General features: G+C 59.7%; 15 protein-coding genes and 3 pseudogenes. 6 read left to right on the top strand and 12 right to left on the bottom strand.

Annotated features, from left to right (window positions below; genetic code table 11):
* Nucleotides 1–29 precede the first annotated feature (29 nt).
* The 4 genes from AC1DN0_RS03925 to AC1DN0_RS03910 all read left to right on the top strand — a co-directional run bounded on the left by AC1DN0_RS03925 (nt 30) and on the right by AC1DN0_RS03910 (nt 2,539).
* On the top strand, nt 30–293 hold the full coding sequence (locus tag AC1DN0_RS03925; RefSeq protein WP_441629706.1) for an H-NS family nucleoid-associated regulatory protein: 264 nt from the start codon (nt 30–32) through the stop codon (nt 291–293).
* Nucleotides 294–807: 514 nt separating this feature from the next.
* Nucleotides 808–1,209, top strand: a complete 402-nt coding sequence (locus AC1DN0_RS03920; RefSeq protein ID WP_441629707.1) for a copper resistance protein CopQ — start codon at nt 808–810, stop codon at nt 1,207–1,209.
* Between the two features lie 253 nt (nt 1,210–1,462).
* Nucleotides 1,463–2,047: a TetR/AcrR family transcriptional regulator gene (locus tag AC1DN0_RS03915; protein ID WP_477111329.1), complete on the top strand. Its 585-nt coding sequence runs from the start codon at nt 1,463–1,465 to the stop codon at nt 2,045–2,047.
* A 255-nt stretch (nt 2,048–2,302) separates the two neighbouring features.
* A complete protein-coding gene (locus tag AC1DN0_RS03910) occupies nt 2,303–2,539 on the top strand; it encodes a GMC oxidoreductase (RefSeq protein WP_441629709.1) in 237 nt (78 codons plus the stop codon).
* 66 nt (nt 2,540–2,605) lie between these two features.
* Here AC1DN0_RS03910 and AC1DN0_RS03905 read toward each other — a convergent pair.
* The 12 genes and pseudogenes from AC1DN0_RS03905 to AC1DN0_RS03850 all read right to left on the bottom strand — a co-directional run.
* Nucleotides 2,606–2,863 (bottom strand): annotated as a pseudogene (locus AC1DN0_RS03905) (glutathione S-transferase N-terminal domain-containing protein); the annotation flags it as partial.
* A gap of 11 nt (nt 2,864–2,874) precedes the next feature.
* On the bottom strand, nt 2,875–3,948 hold the full coding sequence (locus AC1DN0_RS03900) for a phenylacetaldoxime dehydratase family protein (protein ID WP_477145550.1): 1,074 nt from the start codon (nt 3,946–3,948) through the stop codon (nt 2,875–2,877).
* Nucleotides 3,949–4,247: 299 nt separating this feature from the next.
* Nucleotides 4,248–4,760 (bottom strand): annotated as a pseudogene (locus AC1DN0_RS03895) (MFS transporter); the annotation flags it as partial.
* Between the two features lie 482 nt (nt 4,761–5,242).
* Nucleotides 5,243–5,989, bottom strand: a complete 747-nt coding sequence (locus AC1DN0_RS03890; RefSeq protein ID WP_441629711.1) for a TrmB family transcriptional regulator — start codon at nt 5,987–5,989, stop codon at nt 5,243–5,245.
* Nucleotides 5,990–6,139: 150 nt separating this feature from the next.
* Nucleotides 6,140–7,600 (bottom strand): alginate export family protein, encoded by a 1,461-nt coding sequence (locus AC1DN0_RS03885; RefSeq protein ID WP_441629712.1) that lies wholly within the window; start codon nt 7,598–7,600, stop codon nt 6,140–6,142.
* 71 nt (nt 7,601–7,671) lie between these two features.
* Entirely contained in the window at nt 7,672–8,382 is a 711-nt protein-coding gene (locus AC1DN0_RS03880) for a YoaK family protein (RefSeq protein ID WP_477145563.1), read from the bottom strand.
* A 27-nt stretch (nt 8,383–8,409) separates the two neighbouring features.
* The gene (locus AC1DN0_RS03875) at nt 8,410–9,324 is read right to left on the bottom strand and encodes a glyoxalase (protein WP_441629714.1); all 915 of its coding nucleotides are present in this window, start codon (nt 9,322–9,324) and stop codon (nt 8,410–8,412) included.
* Nucleotides 9,321–9,791, bottom strand: coding sequence for a DoxX family protein (locus tag AC1DN0_RS03870; protein WP_441629715.1), 471 nt, complete (start codon nt 9,789–9,791; stop codon nt 9,321–9,323). Before AC1DN0_RS03870 ends, AC1DN0_RS03875 begins: the two co-directional genes overlap by 4 nt.
* Before the next feature lies 1 nt (nt 9,792).
* A complete protein-coding gene (locus tag AC1DN0_RS03865; RefSeq protein WP_441629716.1) occupies nt 9,793–11,685 on the bottom strand; it encodes an amidohydrolase in 1,893 nt (630 codons plus the stop codon).
* Entirely contained in the window at nt 11,682–11,972 is a 291-nt protein-coding gene (locus AC1DN0_RS03860) for a DUF1427 family protein (RefSeq protein ID WP_441629717.1), read from the bottom strand. Before AC1DN0_RS03860 ends, AC1DN0_RS03865 begins: the two co-directional genes overlap by 4 nt.
* Nucleotides 11,973–12,069: 97 nt before the next feature.
* Nucleotides 12,070–12,756, bottom strand: coding sequence for a hydrolase (locus tag AC1DN0_RS03855; RefSeq protein ID WP_441629718.1), 687 nt, complete (start codon nt 12,754–12,756; stop codon nt 12,070–12,072).
* A 26-nt stretch (nt 12,757–12,782) separates the two neighbouring features.
* Nucleotides 12,783–13,124: a carboxymuconolactone decarboxylase family protein gene (locus AC1DN0_RS03850; RefSeq protein ID WP_006159602.1), complete on the bottom strand. Its 342-nt coding sequence runs from the start codon at nt 13,122–13,124 to the stop codon at nt 12,783–12,785.
* A gap of 374 nt (nt 13,125–13,498) precedes the next feature.
* On the opposite strand from AC1DN0_RS03850, the pseudogene AC1DN0_RS03845 reads away from it, so the two are divergent.
* Nucleotides 13,499–13,880: pseudogene (locus AC1DN0_RS03845) on the top strand (Tn3 family transposase); the annotation flags it as partial.
* Between the two features lie 156 nt (nt 13,881–14,036).
* Nucleotides 14,037–14,720: transposase (locus tag AC1DN0_RS03840; RefSeq protein WP_477144305.1), on the top strand; the 684-nt coding region annotated here is incomplete at its 3' end.

Genomic DNA, 14,720 nt, shown 5'->3' with positions numbered 1-14,720 from the left:
TGCAGCTTCCTCAAATCTGTGCACCTAAAATGAAGTCGATCGAAATCGAGCGCGCCGAAGCGATTACCTGGATCCGCATCCAGATGGCCCAGCACGGCCTGACCCTGGCTCACCCGCAGGCCGGCGGCTGTTTTGCCGAGCCGCCACCGGCGACGTTGCCTGGGACGGTGCGCTATCGCAACGCGCACGGGCAGGGCTGGGACGGCTGCGGCGCCATGCCGGACTGGCTGCAGCGGGCGATCCACGCCGGGCAGACGGTGGAACATTTTCGGATAGTTGCGACAAGGGAATAGTTGAGCGCGCCATGGTGGGACCCGCCTCCGCCCCCTGATTACATGGATGACCCGCTCATGTCGTGTACCACCTATATCCAGAGGAATGACACATAGTCTGGAAAAAGTGGGTTAAGCACGACTTCGCGTCAGGGTTAGGCGCCCAGCAGGGTTCTTGGCTGGTTTGGTAATGCGCTCCGGCTAGGACGTCTTTGTCGTCTTGGCCGGGCTTGGCGTGATCGCGAGCGGAGCGAGGTCAGTCTGGCGAAACTTGAGAAATTCCTTGACCATCTATCTACAGGTAGATAAGATTCAAGTCATGGAATCTGCTGCACCGCAGGCAACAAACAAAGGCCGCGCAATGTGGAGATCTCACAAGCAGTAAATGTGACATCACCGGCATGCGCTGTTTTTTTACCCTGCACGCCTATCTATTAGTAGATAACCACCAAAGAGACTTACGTCTTAACAAGCAGTTCCGGTCTTCGCGGCCTGTGCAGACCTCGGACCTCAGCTAAACGAATTGGAGAACTTCATGAACACCAAGCTCATCGCCAAGTCGCTGATCACCGTCGCCGCTCTTGCCGCTGCCTTCGTCGCAGGTGGTGCCCAGGCATCCGGCCCCAAGGACAGTGCCTTCAGCGGCGACCGCTACGGCTACAACTTCCGCGTCAACGACAGCCGGAGCGCGTTCACCGACGGCGCCCGCGCCGGTAAGTTCGACCCGTTCACCGAAGGCGCCCGCGTCGGCAAGGCCGATCCGTACAGCGACGGTGCGCGCATCGTAGCCGGCCTGGATCGCACCGGCGTGTCGTCTTCGCCCGCCCGCAGCCGCGACATCTACAGCGACGGCGCTCGCACCGGCAAGTTCGACCCGTTCACCGAAGGTGCCCGCGTCGGCGAGGCCGACCCGTACACTGACGGCGCCCTGGCCTGAGCAGGCGGAAGAGGCGGCTGGCCACAGCGCGGGTCGCGCCGTTTCGGGCCAGCAGTACCAAGCGCAGGCCCTCGTGGCGGCAACTCGACAGATCGGGAGCACATTATGAATATTCGGCAAGGTTTCCTCGCAACCGCTGGCTGGTTTCTGCTGTGCGCCGCCAGCGGTTCGATGGCCGCTGCGGTGGCACAGGTGCTGCCGGCTTGATCCGGCAACCACACCGCGGCCCTGCCAGACGCATCGGAGTTTCGCAATGACCACGCTTTCCGTACGCGACCAGCTGGTGGAACACGCCCTGTCGCTGATACGCCGCCGAGGATTCAATGGCTTCAGCTATCGGGACCTAGCGGAGCTGGTCAGCGTCAAGACATCGAGCATCCACTACTACTTCCCGTCCAAGGACGACCTGCTGCAGGAAGCGATGTCGCGCTACATCGCCCGGCGCGCCGAGCGCCTGCGCAGCATCGACACCAGCCTGCCGCTGGCCGAGCAGGCCGAGCAATACCTAGGCTCGGTGCGCGATAGCGCGGGCAGCGACCAGATCTGCCTGTGCGGCATGCTGTCGGCCGAGCTGGCGCTGCTACCCAAGTCGGCGCACACGGCCCTGCAGGGCTACTACAAGCTCAATGAGGCCTGGCTGGCCCGGCTGGTGCAGCGCGCTGCCGAAGCCCGCGGTGACACGCTGCCGGCTTCGCCGGGCGCCATCGCGCAGGTGCTGTACGGCGCGCTGCAGAACAGCGTCGTGACGACACGTCTTTTCGGCGCGCCGGAGCGGCTCGATGCAGCCTGCAACGCGGTGCGCACGGCCTTGGCCGAGCCGGAACAGCAGCCGGCCTAGTCTATGCGTTGGGGCGCTGGCCAAGGCTCGTGACGGGTCTGGTGCACACGCGGTTCTTGCGTCGGATCTTACGTCGCCGATGCGCCAGCTTCGCACTCTCTGTCTCATCTGTTTCAACGCATCGCTTCTCACCGCGGGAAGAAAGCCAGTAAATCGCCGGTGGTGTCTGTTCGATGCTGCTCTCGGCCCGAACGTAAAGCCGAGGAACGCAAACTGCACGTTCGGACAAGTGCCGGTGCGCTTAAGCGTGAGGTCATGCCCGGACCAGTAAGGGGGGCCGCGCTCGATAGTTTCATTCGCAATGGCGCTGTGTCCTACTTTCATGAAACCTGCATGGCGAAGATGGGCCGTGACCGGATGTCGGTCGTAGATGCGAAGCTGCGCGTCTACGGCGTCGATATCGATTGCACTGGCCATTGGCACAAGTTCTTCGTCGTAGACAACGAGGCGGCGTGCCGCACATGGGCCAAATGCGATCTGTCCAACAGCTAGCGAGAGCCATTGCTGCACAAGTGCATTGCCTTCCGGATCTTCAGGGAGCCAAGAGGGCTCGCCATACTTCTTAGCCGAGTACACCAGAATCGCGTTTGAATCGTAGAGCGTCGTATCGCCGTCAATGATGACGGGGACCTCCCCGAAAGGGCTCCGCGCAAGGAATTCTGGCGTTTGCAGGTTGCCGCTTTGCGGCTCAATATCGATCTTCTCGTAAGGCAGGCAGAGTAGCGACAATAGCAATTGAACGCGATGGCCGTGGCCCGAATACGTCATCGAGTACAGTCGAATCGGAACCAAGTTTGTAGGTCTTTTGGTTGTCATGGTGTTCGTCCTCATCCGATCGCGGCGACGATCTTTCCCCATGCGTGGGCAAAACGGAGCAAGCCGGTGCCGGCGTGACAGTTCACGTACTCAAAAGACGGCGTCGTGCCGAGAACGAAGACTTCATGCCAGGTGACAACGCTGCGTGCGGCCCGATACTTCCGGCGCATCGCGAGCGCGTGCTTGAAGATGTCAAGATGACTCTTGTGTCCAGCAGCCCATCGTTCAAGTTGTCCAAGCGAAAGGAAGTATCCGTGCTTTGACGTTTCCTTCAACTCGTTGCCCTCTTGATCCAGCGTAACCAGCGCACGCAGTGACAAACAGCCTGTCGTTGCGGCATGGTCCTTAAGGTAGGCCATCCCCGTCTCAAGCTTGGGCTGAAGGTTGGTGTAGTAGTCGTCAAGTTGGTCGCCTTCTGCCTTCTCCCAGTACTGGCCAGAGCGAATGTTCACGRCGTTGGGCGGAACATCAATCCGGATGCGGGCCCGCGAAGCGCCCAAGAACTCGCCTTGGGGGACTGATTCGCCGTAAGGGGACGCGAGAGGATCGACTGCAGAAATCGGCAGCCGGTCGCGCATCGCACCGAAATAGCCAGCGATATACATGGRCTCCAGTTCGCTTCCCTTTGTGCGAGCGATCCCCGCCCGATAGTACGGCTCTGAAAAGATGGTTTCGATCCTGTCATAAGGCACCGTAAGCGTTTCACGCCAGTAGCCTACATTCTCCTCTTCTCGCTCTTGAGAGGCGAACCAGGTGTTAAAGGCATCCTGGTGCTTCCAGATCGCGTACCGCGTAATGTCGGTCCAGTACGCAATGACAATCGAATTGGTAGACCCGGCCTCGTCGGTATGTCGCACCTCATCGAAGCAATCCGGGCCCCAGGCGCTTGCAAAGGCGTCGCGAGTCCTTTTGAAGAATGCGCGTTCCGTACCGAAGTCCGCCGGAGTACGTTGCACTGCGATGTAGTCCGACACAACGGTCGTAAGGGGGGCGTTCCACCGGACGTGGAACTTCGGGGCGGCCGGTGCAAACTCTCCCGGCCGTTGGGCTGGGATCGTGCGGGGATACTCGATATGAAAGCTCATTTTGATTCGCTGGCAGGAAAGAGGGAGTAGCCACTGTCGATCAACGGCTGGCTGTTTTCGTTTACCAGAACACGGAAGACGTCTGGCCGTGAATAGTGGCCGACTGCGTCAAGGTCGTACTTTGCTGGAGGGATATCGTCTAGATCAATCTCGGCTACCAGGATCGATATCGCCGGTGAATGTCACCATTGCAAACGCGACAGCGGGGAAGAAGCCACCGAAGATTCCGTTTCCGACGTGATACGGGAACGACAAGCCGGTGTATCGAACCCGCGCGGGGAACATTTCAACCAGTGCGGCAGCGAGAGGATGGAGCCGCCTGCGCCTGTCATCTGGATCCAGCTCGTGTTGCGGCCCTTTCTGCCGGGGCTCGCGTGCTCGGCTACGTAAATGGCAGCGCCGCCATATTCACCACCCAGTCCAATGCCTTGAACCACGCGAAGCAGCAGAAGGATTGGAGCGAGAAATCCGACCTGTTCGTACGTCGGAAGCAGGCCAACGCAGAATGTGGCTCCCCCCATCAGGACGATCGTGATGAGGAAGGTGTACTTACGGCCGATCAGATCGCCCAAGCGGCCGAATAGCAGTGCGCCCAGCGGACGTACGGCGAAGCCCACACCAAAAGCGATGAGGGCGAAGAGATAGGCGCTGGACGGGGAACGTGGGGCAAGGAAGAGTCTGGAGAATACCGACGCAACAGCGCCGAACAGGAAAAAGTCGTACCACTCGAAGAGCGTCCCGAGGGTAGATCCGACGATCACAAGGCGCTCGTGCTTCTGCGAGTGCTGAATAGTTGACGATTGTGTTGACATGGCCTTCCTCTGCACAGTCCCAATGGATATGGTGACTGAAGTCTAGAAGGCAGGCATTTTCACGTCAAAATTATGCGACCAAAATTTTCAAAAAACGTACTAAATATATGATTTATAAGAATAAATATTGTACTATCTAAGCGAACGAAATTGGTTTAAGTAATTCATGAGGCGCTTGATAAAAAGCAACTTTCAGGTCGCTTTGGATTTAAGCGCATCTGCGTCCTCCGCAGAGTGCTCGTGTCGTCTTGGATAGCGGGCTGTGTCTGATTTGACGATGAATCGTCCGAGCCCTTAGTGACTATGGGCCAGGAGCGGCAGTGGGCTCCCGCCAGGTGCGTCGCTTGCGGCCGAGATTGCGCGGATCCACCGCCCTGTCAGGGCGACGGTCAGGGCGGCGGTCGCTGCGGCAGGCGCAATGCACGCATCCCACGATGCGTGTTGCCAGAAGAGCGAGCACTGGTTCGAGTCAAACCTTGGGCTTAGCTCGCACTAACTGGAGCGCTAACGCTCCAGAGTATTTCGAAGAGGCTCATCTGAAAAGCAAAGAACTCCGGGCTTTGGATCGACAGTGCATAGTGCTCGGCACGTGAGGAAATGATGGACACTTTGTCGTCGAATAGATAAGTTGTCACACCCATTTCAAAGTCCTCCGGTGCGCACCGAAGTTCTCGCCGGTCCTTTTTTGACGATCGCCATAAATCCCGAGAATCGCCCGGCCCAGTACGAATGACGCGCATATTGATCCCTGCCTTCGCGCGACGGGCTATAAGATCATTGATGAAGTCAAAGCCTGGGGTACGGAACAGCTCGCTGTTAGACATGATCGCGCTGACTTCTTTCGATTGACATTCCAGCGTTTCACTCATGACAGTCTTGATGCCCTCCAATCCCGAGAAAAATCGGACTTTCGGTTTTCCTCCAGAGGAATTGTGAATGGAGCGGAGTTGAGGGAGAACTTCCTGAATGATTTGACGCTGAGATTCGATCTTGCGTAACAGCATGATCGGATCCTGTGGAATTACATAAGAGCGTGCGCCTTTCTGGATCGTCGATACGAAGCCCGACGCTACGAGCCTGTCCAGCACTTCGTAGGCATTAGTTCGCCCGATACCTGCTTTTTGTGCGATTGCAGCAACAGTTGCTTCGCCCAGTTCCAGTGAGGCGAGGTAAAAGTCGGCCTTGTGGCCATCAATGCCCGCCGCTTGCAGCATTTCAACCATGTTCATGGATCGGGTCCTCTTCTAGTCGATGCTCCAGATTTGAGGCGAATGGCACACCTGGCCCGCACGGGGTGCGGCGCCGACCCCAAGAGGGACTACTGCCATTACCGGATCGCAAGCTAGACAAAATGTTCACGTACCGTGGAAAGGGGCCCTCTACCAGCCGTATTTTAGCTCCACCCCAACGTAGTCTGAATTGCGTCCGCCGATATTACGAATCGAGTCGCCCACCTGGAAATGCACGGCTTCGACCGCACCTGTCAGGTGCGCGGTAATGGCCCAGTCAGCACGCAGTTGCAGATAGGCGCCTGTCCATTTGCTGCCTCTTCCGGCCGTACCGGGCACAGGAACATTGGGCTGTTGGTACACGGCGTCCGCTGTCGTCTGACGCCACTGGAATCCGACTGCCCCCAGGATTGTCAGGTTACTCTTCGGTTTGACCTTGATCGATGGCTTGACGTGAAGGATGTTTGCATAGCCCGTATAGCCGGCAAGCGTGAAGTAGTAGCCATTGGGGAACAGGGGATTGAACGTGCCCAGACTTCCGTCTCCTGGATGCTTGTCACCCGACGCCCCATCGACCTGCAGCGCCAGGCGCGGTGACCATGGCATGTCAAGCGTGTAGCCGACGATGGAGCCCACGGCCCACGCATTGATGGATTTGTTTCCGACATGACCGGACTGGTACATCGTCTCGACATCCCAATCGATGCGGCTGGCCTTTCCAGAGTAGCGGAGATCGAAAACATTGCGGTGCTCACCGCCCGCCGCATCCAGATAATTGGCGCTGGAGCGGTTATAGGCGGAGTAGTAGCCGGACAGGTCGCCGGGTCCGACATCCTTGCGTTCGAAACGCGCGCCACTAAAGGTCAGGCGACGGTTGGAGACATCGTCGAATACCTCCGCATCGCGATACTGAACGGGCTGCGTCAGGTAGCCGATAAATCGCCACTTTCCGTATTCGTAGTCTGCCCAGACCGCATCGTAAGCCTGCCGTACATTCGGACCATCGCGCACGGAAATGAACCGCTGCAGATCGAACGCCATTTCCTGGCGCCCGACGCGAAACTTGAATGTGCCGGGACCCAACGGGCTGACCCATGCCACGAAGGCCTGCTCCAGGTCCACCGGATTCTTGTCTACGGGCGTGACCGCATCTTTGCCAAACGGCCTCGCATCCTCGATCTGGGCAAAAACCTGCAAATACGGGCCAATACGCGCATCGGCGCTGATCTGCGCGCGTTGGATGACATAGGTGTCGTTGCGTGCCGTACCGAGTCCGAAGAGCGGCGCATTGTTGACCTCCATGCGCTCCCGCAAGTTCGCGCCCAGCGACAGATAGGATTTGGGATCCCCGCCAAGCGGGATGTACTTCAAGCCGTCGAGCGGCTCTCGTGGCACGCATGGATCCGCAAGCGCCGACCAATCTTCCTGCCAGCGATTGAAAAGTACCTCAGGGCGCCTGGCGGAACAAGCAGGCACACTCTCTATGCTCGCTTCTTCGGCTTGCTCCGCATACGCATTTCCAGCGAATGCTAGCGTCAGAACAACACAACTCATGACCAGGCACGAGAGAGTATTCATTTCGTAGAGGGGGCGGAACAATGCGCGAGTCATGGCGCTCACTCCTGTGACACTTTTGGATGCGCGCCAAGTGTTGGTCGCCGCAGGTAGTACTCGTTGCGAAGCTAGCGGCCGGCTGGGCTTGCCGTCCGACTTTGCTGGCTGCCACCATCCATGCGGGTCAGAGGAGCGGTCACGCCTTGTTGCCGTCTTGACGCATTGAACGTCAGCCACAAGAGCGCGAGGAAGGGCAATAGTAGTGCCCAGAAGCCCACATTGGCGTAACCTATTGCGCCGCCCACAGCTCCGCATGCGAACGACGAGACCGCGGGGGCAGTTCTTTCCAGGCGTTCGCGCGAGGTGGCTTTCGTGTCGGATGAACTCGCTGGCGACAGCAGTTCGAACAGGTCCAGCACTATCTGCGTCATGTGTTCCGCCTTGACGGTGTTGGGCACATGCCCCTGCCGCGAGATCAAACGGTCGCGTGCGTTTTGTACTCCCATCGCCGCCGCACCGAGCATCCCGCAAAGGATGACCAGTATGTCGTCGGGGTGAACGATGGGAGCAGCGGCAATGCCGGCGGCGCAAAAGGCAAGCATCAGCGCAGCCTGCATTGCGTAGACACGCCATGCCGCGTTTTGCGATGCCACGGCTTCGGTACTCGCAACCAGACTCGTGATAACCACGCCGGCCAGGAAGGCGGGAATGGCCATCAGCTTCATCAGCACGAAGTCCTTGCCCATGGCGTGGGCGGTGAGCAGCCCGAAAAGTGCCACGACACTAAGGGTGTCGACGTAGCCAGCTATGCACGCGAGCAGGGTGTCATCACGTCTCATCATTCACCTTCCGTAATACGTCGTCCGTCACCGGACCGTTGCATGGATTTCTGCGATGTATCCGCCTGGGAACTGAACCAGCGCAGACTCGCGCTGGTCCGACGTAAACGGCTGCACCAGCACCGTTGCTCCCGCGCCTTTCGCCTTCGCCAGTGTGGCGGCGAGATCCTTGACTTCATAGCCGGTCATTTCATGGCCGAAGGGGTACGGCAAATGCCCGTTGGTCACCAGTATCGTCATCTTGCCGAAGCCGGAGTCGAGTCTCACACGCCTATACGTGCCTGTCGGATTGCCGATCTCAACGCCGGCCGCATGCGGATCATCAGACACGACTTTGCCGCGGGAGAAGGCAACAAAGTCACGAATCAACGCATCGGCGCGCTCGGGTGACACATAGACGCGATTCTCCGGGACGGTTTCGAGGGCGTCATACTTGGGTGCCTGGGTGTGCCAGTAGAGTTGCATGTTGACGCCGCCAGGCCACGTAATGATGGCATCGCGGCCGATAGGATCCGGGAACGTCGCAACCTTGACGTCCGCACCGTGCTCCCGGGCGGACCTGACGGCTGCGTCCATGTCTTCTACAAGATAGCCGGTTCGCTCGCTTCCGAAGGGATACGGGACGGGCGTCTTGAAGCCGAACACGGACACCGTGCCAACCGGGGTAAAGACGAGCTGCGACATCGTCTGACTGGGCGTCGGCGTAACCTGGAATACGCCCTGTTGTGACTTGTGGCCCCCAAAGGTTGCCACGAAGCTGTCCGTAAACTTGTCGAAATCTTCCGGCGCCACGTAGACGTGGGTCGTGTCGTACTGGGGGCCAACAGCGAGCGGTGGCGCGCTGGCGGACGCTGCGGACGCAACAGACGGCACAAGAGCAGACACAGCCAGGCCCGCGACGAGTGCCGCCGTGACAACGGCAGAACGAAGATTCAGGTTCATTGATGAAATTCCTTCCAGTTTTGATTGCGGGCGGAATTGCCGGTGAGGGGCGCCGCTCCAGCGAGGATGGTCGCCATGAGCAGCGCCGCGATGAGGCCGAGGTGCTCGAAGAATCCATTCAACGCCATAAGCCTCGCGTTTCCTGCCAGATTCCAGAAGTCATTGGCCACGAGCATGGCGACCAACGTCAGCACGCCCAGCCCACCGGCGCCCAACCACAGCCATCGATTGAAGATTACGCAGACTGAGCCGCCAAGTTCGACAATGATGGTTGCCACCGCCCACAACCCCCCCGGGTGCAATCCGAAGTGTTCCATCTCGAGCACGGCGGCGTGGAAGCCGAACAGCTTGGTCAGACCGCCTATGACGTAGGCGGAGACAAGCATGGCACGGGCCGCAGGCGGCAGCCATGGCTGCGTGAGCAGGGTGGCAACCCAAGGCGGATTGACTTGCGCGCGATATTCCATGTCACACCGCCCAGCAGGCACAGCCCAGCGCACCCCAGAACGAGCGCAGGTCGGATGTCGGCGCATTGCTCGCCCAGGCGCGGGCATGGTCGTGCCCATGGACCGCACAGGTTTTTGCACAAGCGCAGGACGCCGCGGCCACCTGCTGCAATGCGCGTTCGCGCTTGCCGTCCGAGTCCTTCCAGGCGCCGAAGCCACCGAATTTGCGGACGGGCGACCAGTCAGGCATCGCCGGCGGTGGCGCATTGCGGTCAAGATGCTGGAAATCGCCTGCCCCGTAGACAACGCGGCCGCCAACGATCGTCAGGTCCGACGTCGTGTTCACAATCTCGTCTTCAGAACAGGTGAAGAAGTCGCGGTCCGGAACGATCAGGTCGGCCAATTGACCGGCCATGACCTGACCCTTGGCGCCTTCCTCGTTCGAGAACCACGCCACCTTCTCTGTCCACATGCGCAGCGCGGTATCACGGTCAAGGAGATTCCGATGCGGATACAGGCGCAGGCCTCCGACGGTCTTGCCTGTCACCAGCCAGGCTAGAGACACCCAGGGGTTGTATGACGCCACGCGCGTCGCGTCGGTCCCGGCCGACGTTCGCACGCCTTTCTCCAGCATTCGCGCAACCGGCGGCGTCGCCTCGGCAGCCTTGGCGCCATATCGTTCGACGAAGTATTCACCTTGGTACGCCATGCGATGCTGCACCGCGATACCGCCGCCGAGGGCGGCGATACGGTCCATTGATCGCTCCGAGATGGTCTCGGCATGATCGAAGAACCAGTTCAGTCCGCTCAGGGGAATGTCGCGATTCACTTTTTCAAACACATCCAGCGCTCTGCTGATGGTTTCATCGTAGGTGGCATGCATGCGCCATGGCCAGCGATTCTCGGCGAGCACGCGTACGACGTCTTCCAGATCCGCTTCCATCTGCGGCGGCATGTCCGGCCGCGGTACGCGAAAGTCTTCGAAATCGGCCGCTGAGTACACCAGCATTTCGCCGGCACCGTTATGACGGAAATACTCGTCGCCTTGCTTGTACTTCGACGATCTGGTCCAGTTCAGGAAGTCATCTTTTTCCGCTTTCGGCTTCTGCGTGAACAGGTTGTAGGCCAGACGAATCGTCATTTGCCCCTCGTCTGCAAGCTTGCGGATGACTTCGTAGTCTTCGGGGTAGTTCTGCGATCCGCCGCCCGCATCGATGACGCTCGTCACGCCCAGCCTGTTCAGCTCGCGCATGAAATGACGGGTGGAATTGAGCTGGTAGTCGAATGGCAGTTTTGGGCCCTTGGCCAGCGTGGCGTAGAGGACCGTCGCGTTTGGCTTGGCAAGAAGAAGGCCAGTTGGGTTGCCGTCGCCGTCTCGCATGATCTGCCCGCCCGGCGTCTCGGGCGTGTCCTTCGTGTAGCCCACGGCCCGCAGGGCGGCGCCATTCAGCAACGCGCGGTCGTAAAGATGAAGGATGAATACAGGCGTATCGGGCGCGACGGCATTGAGTTCGTCGATGGTGGGAAGTCTCCTTTCGACGAACTGATTCTCCGTGAAGCCACCTACCACCCGAACCCATTGGGGTGGCGGCGTAATGGCAACCTGGCGCTTCAGCATGTTCATCGCATCGGCAAGCGAGCGCACGCCGTCCCACCGCAGTTCCATGTTGAAGTTCAGGCCACCGCGCACGACGTGCGTATGGTTGTCGATCAGTCCTGGCAAGGCGGACCGTCCCTTAAGGTCGATCACGTTCGTTGCCGGTCCTGCCAGAGACAGGATCTCGGCGTCGCCGCCAATCGCTGAAAATCGTCCCTCGTGGATGGCAACGGCAGTTGCGACTGGCTTCGCCTTGTCAAGCGTGGTAATCCGGCCGTTGTGCAGGATCAGGTCGGGGGCTTTGGCGGAGGCAATCATGAGCGGGTCTCCTCGTTCTTTGCAGACTTGCGCACAGCCGTAGTGCCGGAGACGCCGTACTGCAATGTGCCGGACGCTGCGGTTGCGTCATTTGATGCGCGCTTCACTGTCGAGTGGACGGCGCCACGGAAATATTGCTGACTGATCGGTATGAACTGCTCTCCGGCAAGAATGCCGAGCAGCCCGACCAGTGCAACGAGCGGTGGCGCGGGCGACCGCACGCCGATCAGGTAGTAGCTGACGCCGACCAGAACGCCGGCACCTAATGAGAACAGATAGATCTTCATCGGCACATCTCTCCTGCTGCTGCTGGGCACGTCCGGCCACACTATTACGCTGCATCGGGCCGGACGCGGGCCACCAAATGAGACGGAGGGCCGCCGATTACTTTGCCGGAACCGGAGGCACGATCTCATGAGAGCCGACCGCTCGCTGTGGCGCTTTGTGCACCATGGTGTAAGCGTAGTCGACACCCATCCCGTATGCGCCGGAGTGTTCCCTGACCACACTCATGAGGGCGTCATACGTATCGCGACGCGCCCAGTCGCGCTGCCATTCGAGCACCACCTGTTGCCACGTCACGGGTACGACGCCGGCCTGGATCATGCGCTGCATGCCGAAGTCATGTCCTTCCTTCGTAATGCCGCCTGAGGCGTCGGCCACCATATAGATTTCGTACCCGGCATCGGCCATGGCGCTGAGTGCGAAGGTGTTGTTGCAAACCTCCGTCCACAAGCCCGAGACCACGATCTTCTTGCGACCGTTCGCCGCCAGCGCGTCACGAACCTTCTGGTCGTCCCACGAATTCATTGAAGTGCGCTCGAGCAGGGGCTGGCCGGGGAAAACGTCGAGCAGCTCCGGGTAGGTGAATCCCGAGAAGCTTTGCGTTTCCACGGTCGTGATGGTGGTCGGGATGTTGAAGATCTTCGCTGCCTTGGCGAGGCCGACGACGTTGTTCTTCAGCACCTGCCGGTCCATGGACTGGACACCGAATGCCATCTGCGGCTGGTGGTCAATGAAAATCAACTGGCTGTTTTGAGGGGTCAGTACTTCAAGCTTGGGATTGGTCATGATGGGATCCTGTCAGGGTGTAACGGTTAGGCTTGCTTCAGCGCGTCGATGGCGTCCAGCACGTGCGTGCTGTACGTAATGGCGGCGCCGGCGTTCAGGTTGATGGCGACGCCGAGCGCTTCTGCGATCTCTTCGTCGGACACGCCGAGCTTGACGGCCTCGGCTGCATGGAAGGCGATGCAACCATCGCAGCGCGTGGTGACTGCGACGGCCAGCGCGATGAGTTCACGCGTCTTCGCGCCGAGTTGCTCGGTTTTGGCACCCGCACCAGCGATAAGCCCAAAACCGCGAATGGTGTCCGGCGTGCGCGTGGACAGTTCTTTGAGGCGAGAACTGATGTCCTGAATTTCCTGTTTCCACTCAAGCATGAGATAGCTCCGTGAGATGACTTCGAAAGGGATGTATGTGGCCTGGTCCAGCAGTTCGCATCGGCGAGTGCAAAGCGCGCGAGGGTTGCGTCGAGCTACTGGTTACGTTCAACGCTGGATGCAAAACGAGATCACGAGGTCAATCCTAGGAGTCGGACGATTGACTGTCAAAGCAGCACGCATTAACTACCTTAAAAATATCTTAACTGCATGATTTATAACGATAAAATATGTACTATGGTGGCGAACGAAACGGCCGGAAGTGCGTTCAGAGGCTTCAGGGGAAGAGCGATGCACGCAAGCAGATCCCGCGACGACTGATACGGCCACGAAGGCGTAAGAATTGTTGAGCCTGGAGGGTTACAATTTGCACCGAACCGGCCCCTATTTCGACCACGATGCGCGCGCTCGAAATGCCTGGCCGGTTGTCGCGCGCGAACAACCGCGCGGTGGAGTTCCAGCGAACGCGCGATCACCGAACTCTGGGGAAGCGGGCAGCAGGCATCGAGCGAATCCATGAGTCTCGACACCTAGCCCCACCGGTTTTATGCACGCGTCGATCCCCGGTGGCGCGCCGCACGTGCTGGACCAGCATCGCATCGTGTACAACCAGCCGATCGTGCTCAACGAGCGGCTGGCAGGCGTCGCAATCGAAGGAGTCATTCGTCACAATGACGCGCGCGACGATGGTGGCTTCCTCCGGCTTTCCGTCGAACGCATGGGTACACGAGCGCCAGCATGGCGGTCTCGAAGTTGCGGCGCGATGCCAAGCAAGGGACCGTGTTAGAGCCACCCCTTTCAAGGTGACGAAAATTAGGGCAACCTCCGTGTTCTCGAACAGAAACCGGAGTCAATGGCGTGGTACTGGACGCAGTGGTGGAACGCTTTCTCGAACACAGCCCTGTTAGCGTGATGGCGCGCCTGGGGTTGCAACGCGCCCTGGATCCGGCCTGGATCGACGAGTTGTTCGAGCAAGAGCGTGAAACGCAGTACACGCGSGAGTTATTGTTCTCGACGACGGTGGAAATCATGTCGCTGGTCGCCGTGGGGCTGCGCCCGTCGGTGCATGCGGCAGCCAAGGCCAGTCCGGCGCTGCCGGTTTCCATCACCGCGCTGTACGACAAGCTMAGCCGGACCGAGCCGGGGCTGGTTCGTGSCCTGGTGCAAGGCAGTGCGCAGCGGYTGGGGCCGGTCGWGCAACCGATGTTGCGCAAGCAGCCGCCATCGGTGAATGGCTATCGCCTGCGCATCGTGGATGGCAGCCATTTGCCGGCGAGCGAAAAGCGCCTGAAACCATTGCGGGGGTTTCGGGGTGCGGCCTTGCCAGGGCAGTCATTGGTRGTCTATGACCCGGACACGGCGATGATCGTCGATCTGGTGCCCTGTGAAGATGCGCAYGCCCAGGAGCGGGCCATCATGGAAACCCTGCTCGCATCGGCCCAGCCGGCCGAACTGTGGATCGCCGATCGCAACTTCAGCACCCGGGCGATTCTTGCCGGGTGGCAGCGTCGCGGCAGCGCCTTCATCGTGCGGGAGCACGGCCGCAATCCGAGCCCCAGCGAGCTGGAGCCGTTACGCGAAATGGGCCGGGTCGAA

The sequence above is a fragment of the Cupriavidus sp. 05N39 genome (assembly GCF_056397325.1).
This window is presented reverse-complemented; position numbering and strand designations above follow the sequence as displayed.

Bases quoted from the DNA above. Each gene is read 5' to 3' on its own strand.
- AC1DN0_RS03855 (WP_441629718.1), bottom strand. From the start codon at position 12,756: ATGACCAATCCCAAGCTTGAAGTACTGACCCCTCAAAACAGCCAGTTG.
- AC1DN0_RS03920 (WP_441629707.1), top strand. From the start codon at position 808: ATGAACACCAAGCTCATCGCCAAGTCGCTGATCACCGTCGCCGCTCTT.
- AC1DN0_RS03885 (WP_441629712.1), bottom strand. From the start codon at position 7,600: ATGACTCGCGCATTGTTCCGCCCCCTCTACGAAATGAATACTCTCTCG.
- AC1DN0_RS03860 (WP_441629717.1), bottom strand. From the start codon at position 11,972: ATGAAGATCTATCTGTTCTCATTAGGTGCCGGCGTTCTGGTCGGCGTC.
- AC1DN0_RS03880 (WP_477145563.1), bottom strand. From the start codon at position 8,382: ATGAGACGTGATGACACCCTGCTCGCGTGCATAGCTGGCTACGTCGAC.
- AC1DN0_RS03910 (WP_441629709.1), top strand. From the start codon at position 2,303: ATGCCCGGACCAGTAAGGGGGGCCGCGCTCGATAGTTTCATTCGCAAT.
- AC1DN0_RS03875 (WP_441629714.1), bottom strand. From the start codon at position 9,324: ATGAACCTGAATCTTCGTTCTGCCGTTGTCACGGCGGCACTCGTCGCG.
- AC1DN0_RS03925 (WP_441629706.1), top strand. From the start codon at position 30: ATGAAGTCGATCGAAATCGAGCGCGCCGAAGCGATTACCTGGATCCGC.
- AC1DN0_RS03865 (WP_441629716.1), bottom strand. From the start codon at position 11,685: ATGATTGCCTCCGCCAAAGCCCCCGACCTGATCCTGCACAACGGCCGG.
- AC1DN0_RS03850 (WP_006159602.1), bottom strand. From the start codon at position 13,124: ATGCTTGAGTGGAAACAGGAAATTCAGGACATCAGTTCTCGCCTCAAA.
- AC1DN0_RS03915 (WP_477111329.1), top strand. From the start codon at position 1,463: ATGACCACGCTTTCCGTACGCGACCAGCTGGTGGAACACGCCCTGTCG.
- AC1DN0_RS03870 (WP_441629715.1), bottom strand. From the start codon at position 9,791: ATGGAATATCGCGCGCAAGTCAATCCGCCTTGGGTTGCCACCCTGCTC.
- AC1DN0_RS03890 (WP_441629711.1), bottom strand. From the start codon at position 5,989: ATGAACATGGTTGAAATGCTGCAAGCGGCGGGCATTGATGGCCACAAG.